This window comes from Bacillus cereus group sp. N14 (assembly GCF_016483555.1).
Lineage (GTDB): Bacteria > Bacillota > Bacilli > Bacillales > Bacillaceae_G > Bacillus_A > Bacillus_A wiedmannii.
This window is the reverse complement of sequence record NZ_JAEHBQ010000007.1, coordinates 92,849-106,734: the sequence shown is the minus strand read 5'-3', so window position 1 is coordinate 106,734 and position 13,886 is coordinate 92,849. Positions and strand designations below refer to the sequence as shown.

The window sequence follows — 13,886 nt, the reverse complement described above, 5'->3', positions numbered from 1 at the left end:
GCAAAATAAAAATCAATGAAATTAAGAGGGTGTGAACGTGCCACAGTTTTTCTTAAACAAAAGATTAATTGTTTTGTTAGTTAGTATTATTCTTCTCGTGGCATTGATTGGAATCTCATTGAAAGAACGGAACAGTTTAACATGGCCAGAGCAGTTTGTTAAAGACACTGTCGGTGTTGTAGAACGTGTATTCCAAAAGCCAGCGAAATACGTAGCTGGATTCTTCGAAAATGTAGAGGATGTAAAGCGCACGTATGAAGAGAATAAAGAATTAAAAGCAAAATTAGATAATTATGCAGGTCTATCAGGGAAAGTAAAACAATTAGAAGATGATAACAAGAAGTTACAAGAGTTAACGGGTAAAAAAGAGTTAAATAGCCAATATACTGAAATTCCATCTACTGTTGTTTCTCGTAATCCAGATAAATGGTACGATTTAATCGGAATTGATAAAGGAGCACAGCAAGGAATTAAAAAAGATATGGCTGTAGTAACTTCACAAGGTCTAGTTGGACGAGTGAAAAGTGTATCCCAGTTTACATCATCAGTAGAATTGCTAAGCTCTATGAGCCGAACAAATCGTGTTTCTGCTATCGTACAAGGTGATGAGAAAATCTTCGGATTGATTGAAGGTTACGACAAAGAAAAGCACTTACTTCTTTTCACAAAGATTGGCTCTGATGCTCAGGTAGCGAAAGATCAATTAGTTGTAACATCTGGACTTGGTGATATTTTCCCGAAAGGTCTTGTAATTGGAACAATCGTTGATGTTCAGCCAGATCCATACGGCTTAACAAAAACAGCTTATGTAAAACCGGCCGCTGACTTGAATGACGTAGAGCATATTATGGTTGCTAAACGTGCAACGCCTTCAGCGCCATTAGAATAGGAGGGGGAGAAGAGATGATGAAGATTTTAAAAAGAGCAGCTCTTCCTCTTTTGCTCCTTTTTGTTTTTCTATTTGAAAATATGTTTGCTACTATTGTTCCAACAGAGGTTTTTTGGAAAGACAGTATAGCAGCACCTCATTTCTTTATAATTGTGTTATGTTTTATTACTGTGTACTATAGTCCGGTCCAAGGGATTTATTACGGACTCTTATTTGGTTTCTTATTTGATACCGTATACACAGAACTTGTCGGTATATATATATTTGCGTATCCGATTTTAGCTTATTTAGTTTATAGTGTGATGAAGATACTACAATTGAATTTATTTATTGTTGCTTCTATTGTACTAGCTAGCATTGTAGCACTAGAGTATTATGTGTATGGATTTTTAACTTTGTTAGGACGTACTCATATGTCAGCGTATGTCTTTTTCACAGATCGTCTCCTGTCTACTTTATTGCTAAATGCAATTTTCTTATTGATAGTTTGTTTCCCACTGAGACGATATTTAGTGCGTCTTTCAAAAGCGATGGAAGAAAAAGAAAAAAGGATTTTCTAATTTTATGTCGAATTGAATCGGTGGGGTGAACTTTAGTGGAAGAAAAAAAGCAACAAAATGTAACAATAAAAGGGACAAAAGACGGAATAACGCTTCATTTAGATGATTGTTGTTCATTCTCTGAATTACTGGAGGAATTGGATGAAAAGCTTTCTACACATTACTATGATGGTGATGGGCGCTCTTTAATTGAAGTGCATGTGAAAGTGGGAAATCGTTATTTAACAGAAGTCCAACAAGAAGAGATTCGTACGTTAATTCGTAATAAAAAGAATCTTGTTGTGGATTCAATTGAAAGTGATGTTATAACGAAAGCAGAAGCAATAGCTTGGAAAGAAGAAACAGAAATTGTCCCTATTTCCAAAATTGTTCGCTCTGGACAAGTTTTACATGTAAAAGGAAATTTATTGTTAATTGGAGATGTTAATCCAGGCGGAACGGTTATCGCTGGGGGGAATATTTTTGTCGTAGGATCATTAAGAGGAATTGCGCATGCTGGGTATTATGGGGATTCGGATGCTGTAATCGCTGCATCTGATATGAACCCGATGCAACTTCGAATTAGTGATGTGGCAATGCGGGCTCCGGAAGAGAAAGAAGACGGAGCGGAGGCGGCAGAATGTGCGTATATTAATGAGAACAATCACATTGTTGTCGATCGACTGCAACTTCTCACTCATCTTAGACCTAATTTAACAAAGTTAGAAAGGGGAATTGTATAGCTGTGGGAGAGGCAATAGTAATTACATCTGGAAAAGGCGGAGTAGGTAAAACTACAACGTCTGCGAACATTGGTACAGCCCTGGCGTTATCTGGAAAGAAAGTGTGCTTAATTGACACAGATATCGGTCTTCGAAACTTAGACGTAGTAATGGGGCTGGAAAATCGTATTGTATTTGATCTTGTTGATGTCGTTGAAGGGCGTTGCCGTTTACCTCAGGCGCTTATTAAAGATAAGCGTTTTGATGATCTTTATTTATTACCTGCAGCGCAAACGAGTGATAAATCAGCGGTAACACCTGAACAAATGGATGAATTAATACAAGTATTACGTCAAGATTATGATTACATATTAATTGATTGTCCTGCGGGGATTGAGCAGGGATTTAAAAATGCGGTAGCTGGTGCGGATAAAGCAATCGTTGTTACGACGCCAGAAGTATCCTCAATGCGCGATGCGGATCGTATTATCGGGCTTTTAGAAAAAGAGGATATTGAACCACCAAAACTTGTTATTAATCGTGTGCGTAGTCATATGCTTCATGAGCAGGATATGTTAGATGTTGATGAAATCGTACGTACATTGTCAATCGAGCTTCTTGGTGTTGTCGAGGATGATGATGAAGTTATTCGTGCTACAAATACAGGTGAACCTGTAGCGTTGCAACCGAGCGGAAAAGCAGCGTTAGCTTATCGTAATATTGCAAGACGCTTGTTGGGTGAGAATGTACCATTGCAAGCATTTGGACAAGAAAAGGTATCGGTATTTACAAAGATGAAAAACTTCTTTGGAATCCGTTAAAAGCACTTCGCATATATGCGAAGTGCTTTCTTTTTTCTTGACACGAATATCTTCCTTTCTTAGCTCATACATATGTACAAACTGTATACAACTGTTTCTATTTAAATTAGCTTAACGAAAGAAAGGAGACAGTATGAAAAATAGACGTGTAGAAGAAATTAAAAAACGGATTGCGAAAAGGAAGGCAGAGCAAGAAAGGATGGAGGAAGAGCAGTATTTTGCTGGAGGGAATTTTGATAGTGAAACAGTATTTATTGAAGAAGGAGAAAAGGAAATTCATCCTTTATTTCGAAAAGAAGTATTTTTCTTCAAAGTTTTGTTATCAGCAATATTAGTTCTTTCTGTCGCTATTTTATATAAGAATGCCCCCCCTTCTTTCGACGGTGCTAAAGCTGTTACAGAAAAAGTGATGAAAGAAGAATTTCAGTTTGCTACTGTAGCGAAATGGTACGAAAAGCAGTTTGGAAAACCGCTCGTATTTTATTCACCTACTGAGAAAAAAGAAGGAACTATTCAGCAAAAAGATTATGCTATCCCTGCTTCTGGAAAGGTGATGCAAGGGTTTCAAAAAAATGGCCAAGGTGTATTTGTTCAAACAGCTACAAATGCAACTGTTGAGTCAGTGAATGAAGGGCTAGTTGTTTTTGCAGGTAAGAAAGAAGAACTTGGTAATACGGTTCAAATTCAGCATGCAGATGGAACAGAATCGTGGTATGCGAATTTAAATGACATGACAGTGAAATTATATGATTACGTTTCAAAGAAACAAAAAATTGGAACGGTGAATAATGATGCGAATAATAAAAATGGTAAGTTTTATTTCGCGATAAAAAAGAATGAAAAATTTATTGACCCGATCCAGGTGATTTCATTTGATTAAATATAGAGAAGTTTTAACGAAGATTTCAGTGCATCCGTTATTTTGGGTTATTATTGTCATTGGTATTTTTACGGCACGTTTTAAAGAGTTACTACTGTTATTTTGTATCGTTCTTATCCATGAACTTGGGCATGCCTTCGCGGCGGCACACTACAATTGGCGTATTAAAAAGATTCAACTTTTACCGTTTGGTGGTGTGGCTGAGCTTGAAGAACATGGGAATAAGTCATTGAAAGAGGAACTTGTTGTTGTAATTGCAGGGCCTATACAACATATTTGGATGATGGTGGTAGGTTATATAGTGTTTGAAGCTGGTTGGCTGGGTGCAGATTTATATTATTTCTTTATATGGAATAATATAATTATTTTAGCATTTAATTTACTACCTATTTGGCCGCTTGATGGTGGAAAAGTATTGTTTAACGTATTATCATATCGTTTTCCTTATTTACAAGCACATGAAAAGATGATGAAATTATCATGTGTTTTTTTTAGTGTAATACTAGTGTGGCAGTTACTTTGGAATAGTAACAATATTATGATGTGGGTATTACTCATATTTTTAGCGGTGTCGTTATATCAAGAGTGGAAACAAAGACAGTATGCCTTTATGCGTTTTTTATTAGAACGTTATTATGGGAACAAAAGAGGAATTGAAAAGATTGCACCTATTGAAGTACAATCCGAAGATCATTTATATAAGATATTCACAAAATTTCGTAGAGGGTATAAGCACTCTATTATCGTCCATGGAAAATATAAAGAACATTACACATTGGATGAAAATGAATTACTCTATGCGTATTTTACTGAAAAACGAACAACTTCATCTGTTGAAGAATTGATCGGTTAGTGTTGACGATAGCACTAACCTTTTATTATTGTAAAAGCAAAGAAGATTATAAAGTGAGGAAAGAATTTTGAAAACGTTATATATGAACTATGCAGGATCGGAAAAACGCGTTGCAATTGAAGAGAAGAAAAAAATTGTTGAGTTTTTATGGAAACGAAATGAAGAACAAGAGATTGTTGGGCATATTTATGTTGGACGTATCGTAAGAACGATTGCTGGAATGAACGCAGCTTTTGTAAACATCGGTTTAGAAAAACATGCGTACCTTTCATACGATGATGTACCATCTTCTTATCGTATACATGAAGGGCAAGCAGTACTTGTGCAAGTTGTGAAAGAGGCAATTGATACGAAAGGACCGAAATTGACGGCGAACATAGAATTTACCGGGAAATATGTCGTTTATATGCCATATGATGAAATGCGTGCGGTTTCTCGGAAAATAAAAAACAATAAAAGAAGGCAACAGCTACTCCAAATTGAGGTAGAAGGGACAGGAGGTTATATTTTCCGCTCTGCTTCTGAAAAAGGAGAAATTGAAGAAATACAAGCTGAAATGCAAAGATTACAGCAGTTATATGAAGAGCTAAAAAGAAAAGAGGGCCAAGGAAAGGCACCGTTACTACTTCATCGACCAGCGACCTTTTTAGATCGTGTATTCCAAGAGAATCCGATTGAAACGATTGAAAAAGTAGTTGTAGATACAAGAAGTATAGTAAAAGAATTAGAAGAAAAGATCGGAAAAGAAAAAGTAACTTTTTATAATGAAAAATCTTCAATGTTTAACCATTTTGGAATAGAGCGTGAGATCGAGAAAGCACTTCAAAAAATTGTGTGGCTCCCGAATGGTGCTTATTTAATTGTGGAACAAATGGAGACGATGACTGTAATTGATGTGAATACGGGTAAGTTTACTGGAAAACAGAATTTACAAGATACAGTCCTTCGTACAAATGAAGTGGCAGCTGAAGAGATTGCACGTCAATTAAGACTGCGTGATATCGGTGGTATGATATTAATTGATTTTATTAATATGAAAAGAAGAGAAGATAAAGAAAAGGTAAGAGAATGTCTGATGGCTGCTATGCAAAATGATCGCACATATACAAGGGTGCTCGGTTTTACAGAGTTAGGGATTTTGGAGATGACACGTAAACGTAAGAAACATTCTTTACGCGACGTATTACTAGAAGAGTGTGTACCGTGCAAAGCGACGGGGTATGTGATGTCATATGAAACAATTGCGTATGAGTTAGAGAGAGAGCTAATTACATATGGCAATATAGAGGATGAGGCAGTATTAATCGCGGCACCTAAAGAATTACAAAAACAATTCTTGCAAAAAGAATTACACAAAAATATTCCATTTGAAATTTATTTCAAAGATGATATGATCGAAAAGTATGCTATTATTCGTTTTGGAAGTAAAACAGAAATTGTAGAACGGAAAAAATAGTTAGCAGAACATTTATTGACAACCGTCTATGATTCATGATAACATCTTTATGTTATAGTTTATAGCACCTAAACGGCTATATGCTACAACCGCACAAGACAGGTTCCCTAAAGACATTTATGTCTACCTCGTTTTTGGCGAGTCTTAGTAATTAAGAGGAGGTGCAAGTATGTACGCAATTATCGAAACAGGTGGAAAACAAATTAAAGTTGAAGCTGGTCAAGCAATCTACATTGAAAAATTAGATGTTGAAGCTGGTGAAACTGTTACTTTTGACAAAGTTCTTTTCGTTGGTGGCGAAAACGTTAAAGTTGGTAGCCCAGTTGTAGAAGGTGCAACAGTTACTGCGAAAGTTGAAAAACAAGGTCGCGCTAAGAAAATCATCGTTTTCAAATACAAAGCGAAAAAGAACAATCGTAAGAAACAAGGTCATCGTCAACCTTACACTAAGCTAGTTGTTGAAGCTATCAACGCTTAATCCAGGTTAACATGATTAAAATTACGATAAGTCGCACGAAATTAGGAAGTATCCAATCATTTAAAATGACTGGACATGCCAATTATGCGCCACATGGACAAGACCTTGTCTGTGCAGCAACTACAGCGGTTGTGTTTGGTTCTATAAATGCAGTGGAAGAACTTTGTAATGTGCAGGCAACTATTGAACTCGGAAGTGATGGCGGATTCTTAACGTATGAATTGCCTAATGATTTAGACGTTCATGCAGCAGAAAAAGCACAAACGCTTTTAGAAGGATTGGTTGTTTCGCTTAAGACGATCGAACTTGATTACGGAAAGTATATCCGTTTAATAGAAAAAGTGCAGGAGGTGTAACGTATGTTAAGATTAGATCTTCAGTTTTTCGCATCTAAGAAAGGTGTAGGTAGTACAAAGAACGGTCGTGACTCTCAGTCAAAACGTCTTGGTGCTAAACGCGCAGATGGTCAAACGGTTTCAGGTGGTTCAATTCTTTACCGTCAACGCGGTACAAAAATTTATCCAGGTGTTAACGTTGGTCGTGGTGGCGATGACACTTTATACGCGAAAGTTGACGGCGTAGTACGCTTTGAGCGTCTTGGCCGTGACCGCAAACAAGTGAGCGTATATCCTGTTGCTCAAGAAGCATAAGAACTCACGGAAAACTCTAACCTGAGTGCAGGTTAGAGTTTTTCTATATTAAGGGGTATCTAAATGAATGAAAAATGGACAATTATAGATGCATTGCGTCATTCAAGACATGATTGGCTCAATCGTATGCAGATGGTGAAAGGAAACCTTTCCCTTGGAAAAGTGGAAGAGATTCATAGTCTCATCGATCGTTTTGTCCAAGAAGCGAGACAAGAATCCAATCTGATAGGGCTATCAATGCCTTTATTTTCAGAGTGGATTTTAACATATAATTGGAAACAGCAGCCGTGCTTATTGGAGTACGAAGTATTAGGGAAATTACATAACTTATCTCACTTAGATGAGACTGTATGTATATGGACGAATCAATTTTTCTCAATACTTCAGCATAGTTTAGACGTATATGTTGAAAATTATGTTTGTATCACAATTGAATGTGACGCGGAGAATGCTCGTTTCTTTTTTGATTTTCGTGGTAAGCTAACGAGTGTAGAAGAACTACAGAATTGGCTTGCGAACCAAAACAATAAATGGTATTCCATTTCTTATACAGTACGAGACGAAGAAGTCTCAGTTATATTACAACCAATCGAAAAAAGTGTGGTGAAATAATGTTTGTAGATCAGGTCAAGATATATGTAAAAGGCGGCGACGGTGGTAACGGAATGGTTGCGTATCGTCGTGAGAAGTATGTACCTAAAGGTGGCCCAGCAGGTGGCGACGGTGGTAAAGGTGCAGATGTTGTTTTTGTTGTTGAGGAAGGGTTACGTACATTAATGGACTTCCGCTACCAACGTCATTTCAAAGCTGATCGTGGTCAGCATGGAATGAGTAAAGGTCAGCACGGTCGTAAATCTGAAGATTTAATCGTAAAGGTTCCACCGGGAACAATAGTAAAAGATGAAAAAACAGGTGAAATTCTTGCCGATTTAGTAACGCATGAACAAACAGCTGTAATCGCAAAGGGTGGCCGCGGTGGTCGTGGTAACTCACGTTTCGCAACACCGACGAACCCAGCGCCAGAAATCGCTGAGAACGGTGAACCAGGTCAAGAACGTGATGTCACGTTAGAACTTAAAGTGCTAGCAGATGTTGGACTTGTTGGATTCCCAAGTGTAGGTAAATCTACATTATTATCTGTTGTATCATCAGCGCGTCCGAAAATTGCAGAGTATCACTTTACAACAATCGTTCCAAATCTTGGTGTTGTTGAAACTGGTGATAACCGCAGCTTCGTTATGGCTGACCTTCCTGGACTAATTGAAGGCGCACATGCCGGCGTCGGACTTGGACACCAATTCTTACGTCATATTGAGCGTACACGTGTAATCGTGCACGTTATCGATATGTCTGGTTTAGAAGGCCGTGAGCCATATGAAGATTATGTAACAATCAATAGTGAACTAAAAGAATACAATATGCGTTTAACTGAGCGTCCACAAGTTGTTGTTGCAAACAAAATGGATATGCCAGGTGCAGAAGAAAACTTACAAGCATTTAAAGAAAAATTGGGAGACGAAGTGAAAATTTTCCCAATCTCAGCTATAACGAAACAAGGTGTTCGTGACTTACTATTTGAAGTAGCGAACTTATTAGAAACAACACCAGAATTCCCAATGTACGATGATGTAGAAGAATCTGAAGCAAGTGTAATGTACAAATTTGAATCTGAATCTAATTTTGAAATTACACGCGAAAGTGATGGCACATTTGTTATTTCTGGTTATGATATTGAGAAAACATTCAAAATGACAGACTTCTCACGTGATGAATCTGTACGCCGATTTGCTCGTCAAATGCGTGGAATGGGTATTGATGAAGCCCTTCGTGCACGTGGTGCAGTAGACGGAGATATTGTAAAAATTCTTGAATATCAATTTGAATTTATCGATTAAGACTGCCGAAATATGGCAGTCTTTTTTTATTGTAAATGTCTGATTCGTATAGGAAAAAATACCCACTAATTTAATTTTCAATTTATAATAGAACAAGGAGTGGCTTTGGAAGAATTTTTTATGGGGAGAAAACGAACATGTATAAAATATTAATTGTAGAAGATGATGAAAAAATAGCGGGAATATTAGAGGAGCATTTAGAAAGGTATGGCTATCAATCGTTTAGAGCAAGTGATTTACGTCATATAAAAGATGAGTTCGTAAAAATAAATCCTCATCTCGTATTACTGGATATTAATTTACCATATTTTGATGGTTTTTATTGGTGTCGTCAAATTCGTACTGTATCGAATGCGCCGATTATTTTTGTTTCCGCAAGAACAGGGGAAATGGATCAAGTAATGGCGATCGAGAATGGTGGAGATGATTACATTACGAAGCCATTCCATTTAGATATTGTAATGGCTAAGGTGAAAAGTGCACTTCGTCGTGGCTATGGTGAGTATGCCTCTGTTGCTGAGAGTGATTGTTTAGGTGTAAATGGACTGTTGTTATTTCCGTCCCAGCACATTGTTGAGTGGCAGGGGCAACAAACGGAGCTGACAAAAAATGAATTTTACTTATTAGAATGTTTAATGAAACAAGCAAATCAATATGTAACGCGTGAAGAACTGTTAGAAGCCCTGTGGGATGAGGTAGCTTTTGTTGATGATAATACATTAACCGTAAATGTAAAACGCGTAAGGAAGAAACTAGAGGAGCTAGGCATTCAAAATGCAATTGTAACGAAACGCGGATATGGTTATGCGCTTCTTACAGAGTGGGGCGAAGGGTATGAAGGTTAAAAATTACTTCATGGACCGTTTTTCTTTACTTCTTTCTTATATTAGTAGCCTTTGTTTATTTGGGCTCGTTTTGCAGTTGCAAAGTTTTTTAGAAAAAAGATCCATTGATTGGAGTACGTGGTTATATGGGCTTTTATTAGGGACAGTTGTATTTATTGTATACCTCATTTACGATTATCGAAAACGAAGTATATTTTTAAAAAGAATCGAAAAATATGTTGCTAGCGGAAATACATTACACGACTCTTTACTTATTGATACTTCTTATACGTCAGAGCAAGAGATGGTTGTTGAATCGTTTACGCTATTAAGACAGCAATATATGAATGAAGTTCATAAACAACATGCGAAAGAACAACAGCAAATGATATTTATGAACCAATGGATTCATCAAATGAAAACACCAGTATCGGTTATAGAATTGCTATTACAAAAGTTTGGTAAAGAGCATCGTGAAGCAAGAGCAACAGTTGAAAGTATTCGCGAAGAAAATAATCGTATACTGAATGGTTTAGATTTAGCGTTACATATGGCAAGGTTAGAGCAATTTGCGAAAGATTATAAAGTAGAAGTAGTAAATGTGATAGATATCATCAGGGGTATTATTAATGAAAATCGAAAATCTTTCATTCAATCGTCGGTATTTCCGAAAGTAATGTTTGATGAAGATACTTGTATGGTTGCATCTGATAGAAAATGGCTCAGTATTGCTATAGGGCAAATTGTTGTAAATGCAATTAAGTATACGAAAATTTCAGAAGCAGAGAAAAAGGAAATTCAATTTCAAATTGAAGAGAAAGATCAAAAGGTGTTACTACATATTAAGGACAATGGAATTGGTATTCCAAAGCAAGATGTAAAGCGTATATTTGATCCATTCTTTACGGGAATAAATGGCCGTAAAACGAGAGAAGCGACTGGAATGGGTTTATATATTACGAAGGAAATTTGCGATAATTTACATCATGGAATGTATGTGCAATCGGCTGAAGGGGAAGGGACAACATTCACGTTCCAATTTGCAAAAGATGAAGAATATCATACATTAATGAGAAAAATGACAAAACTGTAAGATAACAAAACGTTTTGTAAGGGAAATCACTCGTTTCTTTTTCTTATTTTTCTTATAGTAAATGTAAGAAGAAAACACATAGGGGGATTAGAAATGAGTGTTCTTGAAGTAAAAGGATTAACAAAGGTGTACCAATCAAAAGGTTCAGTAGCGACGACTGCTTTAAATGATATAAATTTTAAAATAGAAGAAGGCGAATTTGTAGGGATTATGGGTCCTTCAGGAAGCGGGAAAACAACGCTTTTAAATTTATTAGCAACAATTGATAAGCAAACTTCAGGTCATGTGCTTGTAAATGGCGAAGAAATTAATCAAATGCGTGCTGCAAAATTAGCAGAGTTTCGCCGTACACATTTAGGGTTCATTTTCCAAGATTTTAACTTACTTGATACGTTATCGATTAAAGAGAATATCATTTTACCACTTGTAATGGCGAAGAAATCTGTAAATGAAATCGATGCAAAAGTGCTTGAGATTGCAAAGTTCTTAAATATCGAAGAAATATTAAATAAAAAAGTATATGAAGTATCAGGCGGACAGCAACAACGTGCAGCAGCTGCGAGAGCAATCATTCATGAACCGACGTTAATTTTAGCGGATGAGCCAACTGGAAACTTAGATTCAAAGTCAGCAAAATCATTAATGAGCGCGTTGCAAGATTTACATGAACAAAAGAAAGTGACAATTGCAATGGTAACGCATGATCCAGTAGCGGCGAGTTATTGCGAACGTATTCTTTTCATTCGCGACGGAGAAATTTTTTCAGAAATACATAAAGGAAGAACGAAACAAGCCTTTTTCCAAGAAATTCTGGACGTACTTGCGATGCTAGGAGGGGAATATCATGAACTTTCGCCAGCTCGCGCTTAATAACGTAAAAGGAAATTGGCGTAATTATAAAGCTTTCCTTATTAGTAGCTGTTTATCGATTGTCGTATTTTTCATGTATGCTTCCTTTATTTATCATCCAGATGTCGTAAGTGGTAATATTAGTATGAGAGAGATGATCTTAAAAGGGCTAGAATCGATGAATTATATTGTAGTCATCTTCTCAGCACTCTTTATTTTATATGCAAATTCAACATTTTTACGAGCAAGAAAAAAAGAGTTTGGTCTATTAACATTAATAGGCGGAACAAAATCTCAACTTGGCCGAATGATTATATTAGAACAGCTTATGTTAGGTAGCATTGCAATTGTAGTAGGTATTGGGCTTGGCATGCTTTGTTCAAAATTATTTTTCCAAGCATTAAGCGTAATATTGAAAATAGATAAAACACTTCCACTCGTATGGAATAGTAAAGCAATTCTTATTACAGCAGGTATATACTTTATTCTATTTTTAATCCTATCATTGTTTAGTGTTTGGACAGTAGGGCGCTTGCAAATTATTGATTTATTAAGAGAAGCAAGAAAACAAAAAGTAGAACCTTTTGCATTTACATCGTTATGTGTAGTTGGTATAGGATGTATTATTGTTGCATATGTACTTAGCTTCCAAGTGACATTTATGAATTTTATCATACTGTTTTTACCGATTGTAGGGCTGACGATAGGCGGAACTTATTTACTGTTTACACAAGGTAGTACAGTCGTATTAAAAGCATTGCAAAAAAGAAAAAGATCTTTTTATACATATCCAAATATGTTCGTACTTAGCAATCTTATTTATAAAATGAAAGATAATGCTCGTTTTCTATTTGTAATTTCTATCATTACGGCCGTTGTATCTTCAGCAGTTGGTACACTGTACGTATTTTTTGAGGATATGAGTTATAAGGCAGTAACTAGTACCCCGCATGCTATTTCGTATGAGGAAAAGGGAATAAATACGCATAATGTCATCAAAGAAGGAAAGGCAAAAGAATTAATAAAAAAACACGGATTTGAAGAAGCGCGAGAAGTAATGTACGTAAAACTTCCTGGAACTCAAAAAATCACGATGTTTAACAGTGAACATGAAGTACCGATGGCGATTGTTTCAGAAAAAGAATATAATGCTGAAGTACGTAAACAAAAGAGAGAACAAGTTAGAGAAGTTCATAATGCACCAGGTAGTGCAACGATGGTCGTAATGGATATGGCGAACGATATGATGAAGATAGATCGTACGAAACCGTATGAAATTAAAATTAACGGACAAACGCAGTCTGTTCAATTAAATGAGCCAACTCCATTTTCTGTTTTTAATGATAGTGAATATCTCATTGTGAATGATCAAGATTTTGAGAAATACGCAAAGCTCGTACCAGATGAAGAAAAGACGAAATATTACGGTTATTATATAGAAGACTGGAAAAGTACGGAAGACCTTGTGTTAGATTTGAAAAAGGAAATTGCACCAGATAAGCAAGGGGAATTAAATAACTCGGTGCTCGCCTATAAAAATATAAGGGAATCAGGAGCAATTACGATGTTTATCGGTTTCTTCGTAGCTGTACTGTTCTTCTTCTTCGCTTGTAGTATGACATACTTTAAATGGTTTAACGATAAAGAACAAGATCGTATTCAATTTAAATCGTTAAAGAGAATCGGTATGACAGATAAAGAAATTCGTAAAATTGCGATTCGACAAATGGGCGTTATCTTCTTTATCCCAATTTTGATCGGTGCAATTCATAGTGGATTTGCTCTTCATACGTTAGGGAAAATGCTTTATATTGATTTATGGAAATCAGGTGCGATTGTAATTGGAGCATACATTGTAGCTTCTGCGATTTACTTTATGATCGCGCAAAGGGGATATTTGAAACACGTGCAAAGCTAGAGAAACCTCTAGCTTTTTG

The 13,886-nt window shown here is 36.3% G+C and carries 16 protein-coding genes and 1 other annotated feature; all 16 genes read left to right on the top strand.

Going from position 1 to position 13,886, the window contains the following annotated elements; genetic code table 11:
• Window positions 1-37 precede the first annotated feature (37 nt).
• The 16 genes from mreC (at window position 38) to JDS82_RS12685 (ending at window position 13,867) form a co-directional block, all read left to right on the top strand.
• Complete coding sequence (mreC, locus tag JDS82_RS12760) at window positions 38-889, top strand: rod shape-determining protein MreC (RefSeq protein WP_001135496.1); 852 nt, start codon at window positions 38-40, stop codon at window positions 887-889.
• Window positions 890-903: 14 nt separating this feature from the next.
• Window positions 904-1,449 carry a rod shape-determining protein MreD gene (gene mreD / locus JDS82_RS12755; protein ID WP_000975757.1) on the top strand — a complete coding sequence of 182 codons (546 nt, stop codon included), beginning with the start codon at window positions 904-906 and terminating at the stop codon, window positions 1,447-1,449.
• A gap of 35 nt (window positions 1,450-1,484) precedes the next feature.
• The gene (gene minC, locus JDS82_RS12750) at window positions 1,485-2,171 is read left to right on the top strand and encodes a septum site-determining protein MinC (protein ID WP_000391511.1); all 687 of its coding nucleotides are present in this window, start codon (window positions 1,485-1,487) and stop codon (window positions 2,169-2,171) included.
• 2 nt (window positions 2,172-2,173) lie between these two features.
• Entirely contained in the window at window positions 2,174-2,971 is a 798-nt protein-coding gene (minD, locus tag JDS82_RS12745) for a septum site-determining protein MinD (RefSeq protein WP_000503312.1), read from the top strand.
• Window positions 2,972-3,104: 133 nt separating this feature from the next.
• Window positions 3,105-3,851 carry a stage IV sporulation protein SpoIVFA gene (gene spoIVFA, locus JDS82_RS12740; RefSeq protein ID WP_000797469.1) on the top strand — a complete coding sequence of 249 codons (747 nt, stop codon included), beginning with the start codon at window positions 3,105-3,107 and terminating at the stop codon, window positions 3,849-3,851.
• The gene (spoIVFB, locus tag JDS82_RS12735; RefSeq protein WP_000599080.1) at window positions 3,844-4,704 is read left to right on the top strand and encodes a stage IV sporulation intramembrane metalloprotease SpoIVFB; all 861 of its coding nucleotides are present in this window, start codon (window positions 3,844-3,846) and stop codon (window positions 4,702-4,704) included. The genes spoIVFA and spoIVFB overlap by 8 nt, the downstream gene beginning before the upstream one ends.
• 67 nt (window positions 4,705-4,771) lie before the next feature.
• Window positions 4,772-6,160 carry an Rne/Rng family ribonuclease gene (locus tag JDS82_RS12730; RefSeq protein ID WP_000855439.1) on the top strand — a complete coding sequence of 463 codons (1,389 nt, stop codon included), beginning with the start codon at window positions 4,772-4,774 and terminating at the stop codon, window positions 6,158-6,160.
• A gap of 77 nt (window positions 6,161-6,237) precedes the next feature.
• Window positions 6,238-6,315, top strand: a sequence feature (ribosomal protein L21 leader region).
• A 14-nt stretch (window positions 6,316-6,329) separates the two neighbouring features.
• Complete coding sequence (rplU, locus tag JDS82_RS12725; protein ID WP_000270907.1) at window positions 6,330-6,638, top strand: 50S ribosomal protein L21; 309 nt, start codon at window positions 6,330-6,332, stop codon at window positions 6,636-6,638.
• 11 nt (window positions 6,639-6,649) lie between these two features.
• Window positions 6,650-6,994, top strand: a complete 345-nt coding sequence (locus JDS82_RS12720; RefSeq protein ID WP_048565744.1) for a ribosomal-processing cysteine protease Prp — start codon at window positions 6,650-6,652, stop codon at window positions 6,992-6,994.
• 3 nt (window positions 6,995-6,997) lie between these two features.
• A complete protein-coding gene (rpmA, locus tag JDS82_RS12715; protein WP_000944957.1) occupies window positions 6,998-7,288 on the top strand; it encodes a 50S ribosomal protein L27 in 291 nt (96 codons plus the stop codon).
• A 63-nt stretch (window positions 7,289-7,351) separates the two neighbouring features.
• Window positions 7,352-7,900, top strand: coding sequence for a sporulation initiation phosphotransferase B (locus JDS82_RS12710; RefSeq protein ID WP_001003578.1), 549 nt, complete (start codon window positions 7,352-7,354; stop codon window positions 7,898-7,900).
• Window positions 7,900-9,183 carry a GTPase ObgE gene (gene obgE / locus JDS82_RS12705; protein WP_000497116.1) on the top strand — a complete coding sequence of 428 codons (1,284 nt, stop codon included), beginning with the start codon at window positions 7,900-7,902 and terminating at the stop codon, window positions 9,181-9,183. Before JDS82_RS12710 ends, obgE begins: the two co-directional genes overlap by 1 nt.
• A gap of 137 nt (window positions 9,184-9,320) precedes the next feature.
• Window positions 9,321-10,028: a response regulator transcription factor gene (locus JDS82_RS12700; protein ID WP_098630328.1), complete on the top strand. Its 708-nt coding sequence runs from the start codon at window positions 9,321-9,323 to the stop codon at window positions 10,026-10,028.
• Window positions 10,018-11,100, top strand: coding sequence for a HAMP domain-containing histidine kinase (locus tag JDS82_RS12695; protein ID WP_000865389.1), 1,083 nt, complete (start codon window positions 10,018-10,020; stop codon window positions 11,098-11,100). Before JDS82_RS12700 ends, JDS82_RS12695 begins: the two co-directional genes overlap by 11 nt.
• Before the next feature lie 93 nt (window positions 11,101-11,193).
• The gene (locus JDS82_RS12690) at window positions 11,194-11,970 is read left to right on the top strand and encodes an ABC transporter ATP-binding protein (protein WP_000114530.1); all 777 of its coding nucleotides are present in this window, start codon (window positions 11,194-11,196) and stop codon (window positions 11,968-11,970) included.
• Window positions 11,945-13,867, top strand: a complete 1,923-nt coding sequence (locus JDS82_RS12685) for an ABC transporter permease (RefSeq protein WP_199713417.1) — start codon at window positions 11,945-11,947, stop codon at window positions 13,865-13,867. Before JDS82_RS12690 ends, JDS82_RS12685 begins: the two co-directional genes overlap by 26 nt.
• The last annotated feature ends 19 nt before the right edge of the window (window positions 13,868-13,886 follow it).

Bases quoted from the DNA above. Each gene is read 5' to 3' on its own strand.
- mreD (WP_000975757.1), top strand. From the start codon at position 904: ATGATGAAGATTTTAAAAAGAGCAGCTCTTCCTCTTTTGCTCCTTTTT.
- spoIVFA (WP_000797469.1), top strand. From the start codon at position 3,105: ATGAAAAATAGACGTGTAGAAGAAATTAAAAAACGGATTGCGAAAAGG.
- rplU (WP_000270907.1), top strand. From the start codon at position 6,330: ATGTACGCAATTATCGAAACAGGTGGAAAACAAATTAAAGTTGAAGCT.
- JDS82_RS12720 (WP_048565744.1), top strand. From the start codon at position 6,650: ATGATTAAAATTACGATAAGTCGCACGAAATTAGGAAGTATCCAATCA.
- rpmA (WP_000944957.1), top strand. From the start codon at position 6,998: ATGTTAAGATTAGATCTTCAGTTTTTCGCATCTAAGAAAGGTGTAGGT.
- JDS82_RS12710 (WP_001003578.1), top strand. From the start codon at position 7,352: ATGAATGAAAAATGGACAATTATAGATGCATTGCGTCATTCAAGACAT.
- obgE (WP_000497116.1), top strand. From the start codon at position 7,900: ATGTTTGTAGATCAGGTCAAGATATATGTAAAAGGCGGCGACGGTGGT.
- JDS82_RS12700 (WP_098630328.1), top strand. From the start codon at position 9,321: ATGTATAAAATATTAATTGTAGAAGATGATGAAAAAATAGCGGGAATA.
- JDS82_RS12695 (WP_000865389.1), top strand. From the start codon at position 10,018: ATGAAGGTTAAAAATTACTTCATGGACCGTTTTTCTTTACTTCTTTCT.
- JDS82_RS12690 (WP_000114530.1), top strand. From the start codon at position 11,194: ATGAGTGTTCTTGAAGTAAAAGGATTAACAAAGGTGTACCAATCAAAA.
- JDS82_RS12685 (WP_199713417.1), top strand. From the start codon at position 11,945: ATGAACTTTCGCCAGCTCGCGCTTAATAACGTAAAAGGAAATTGGCGT.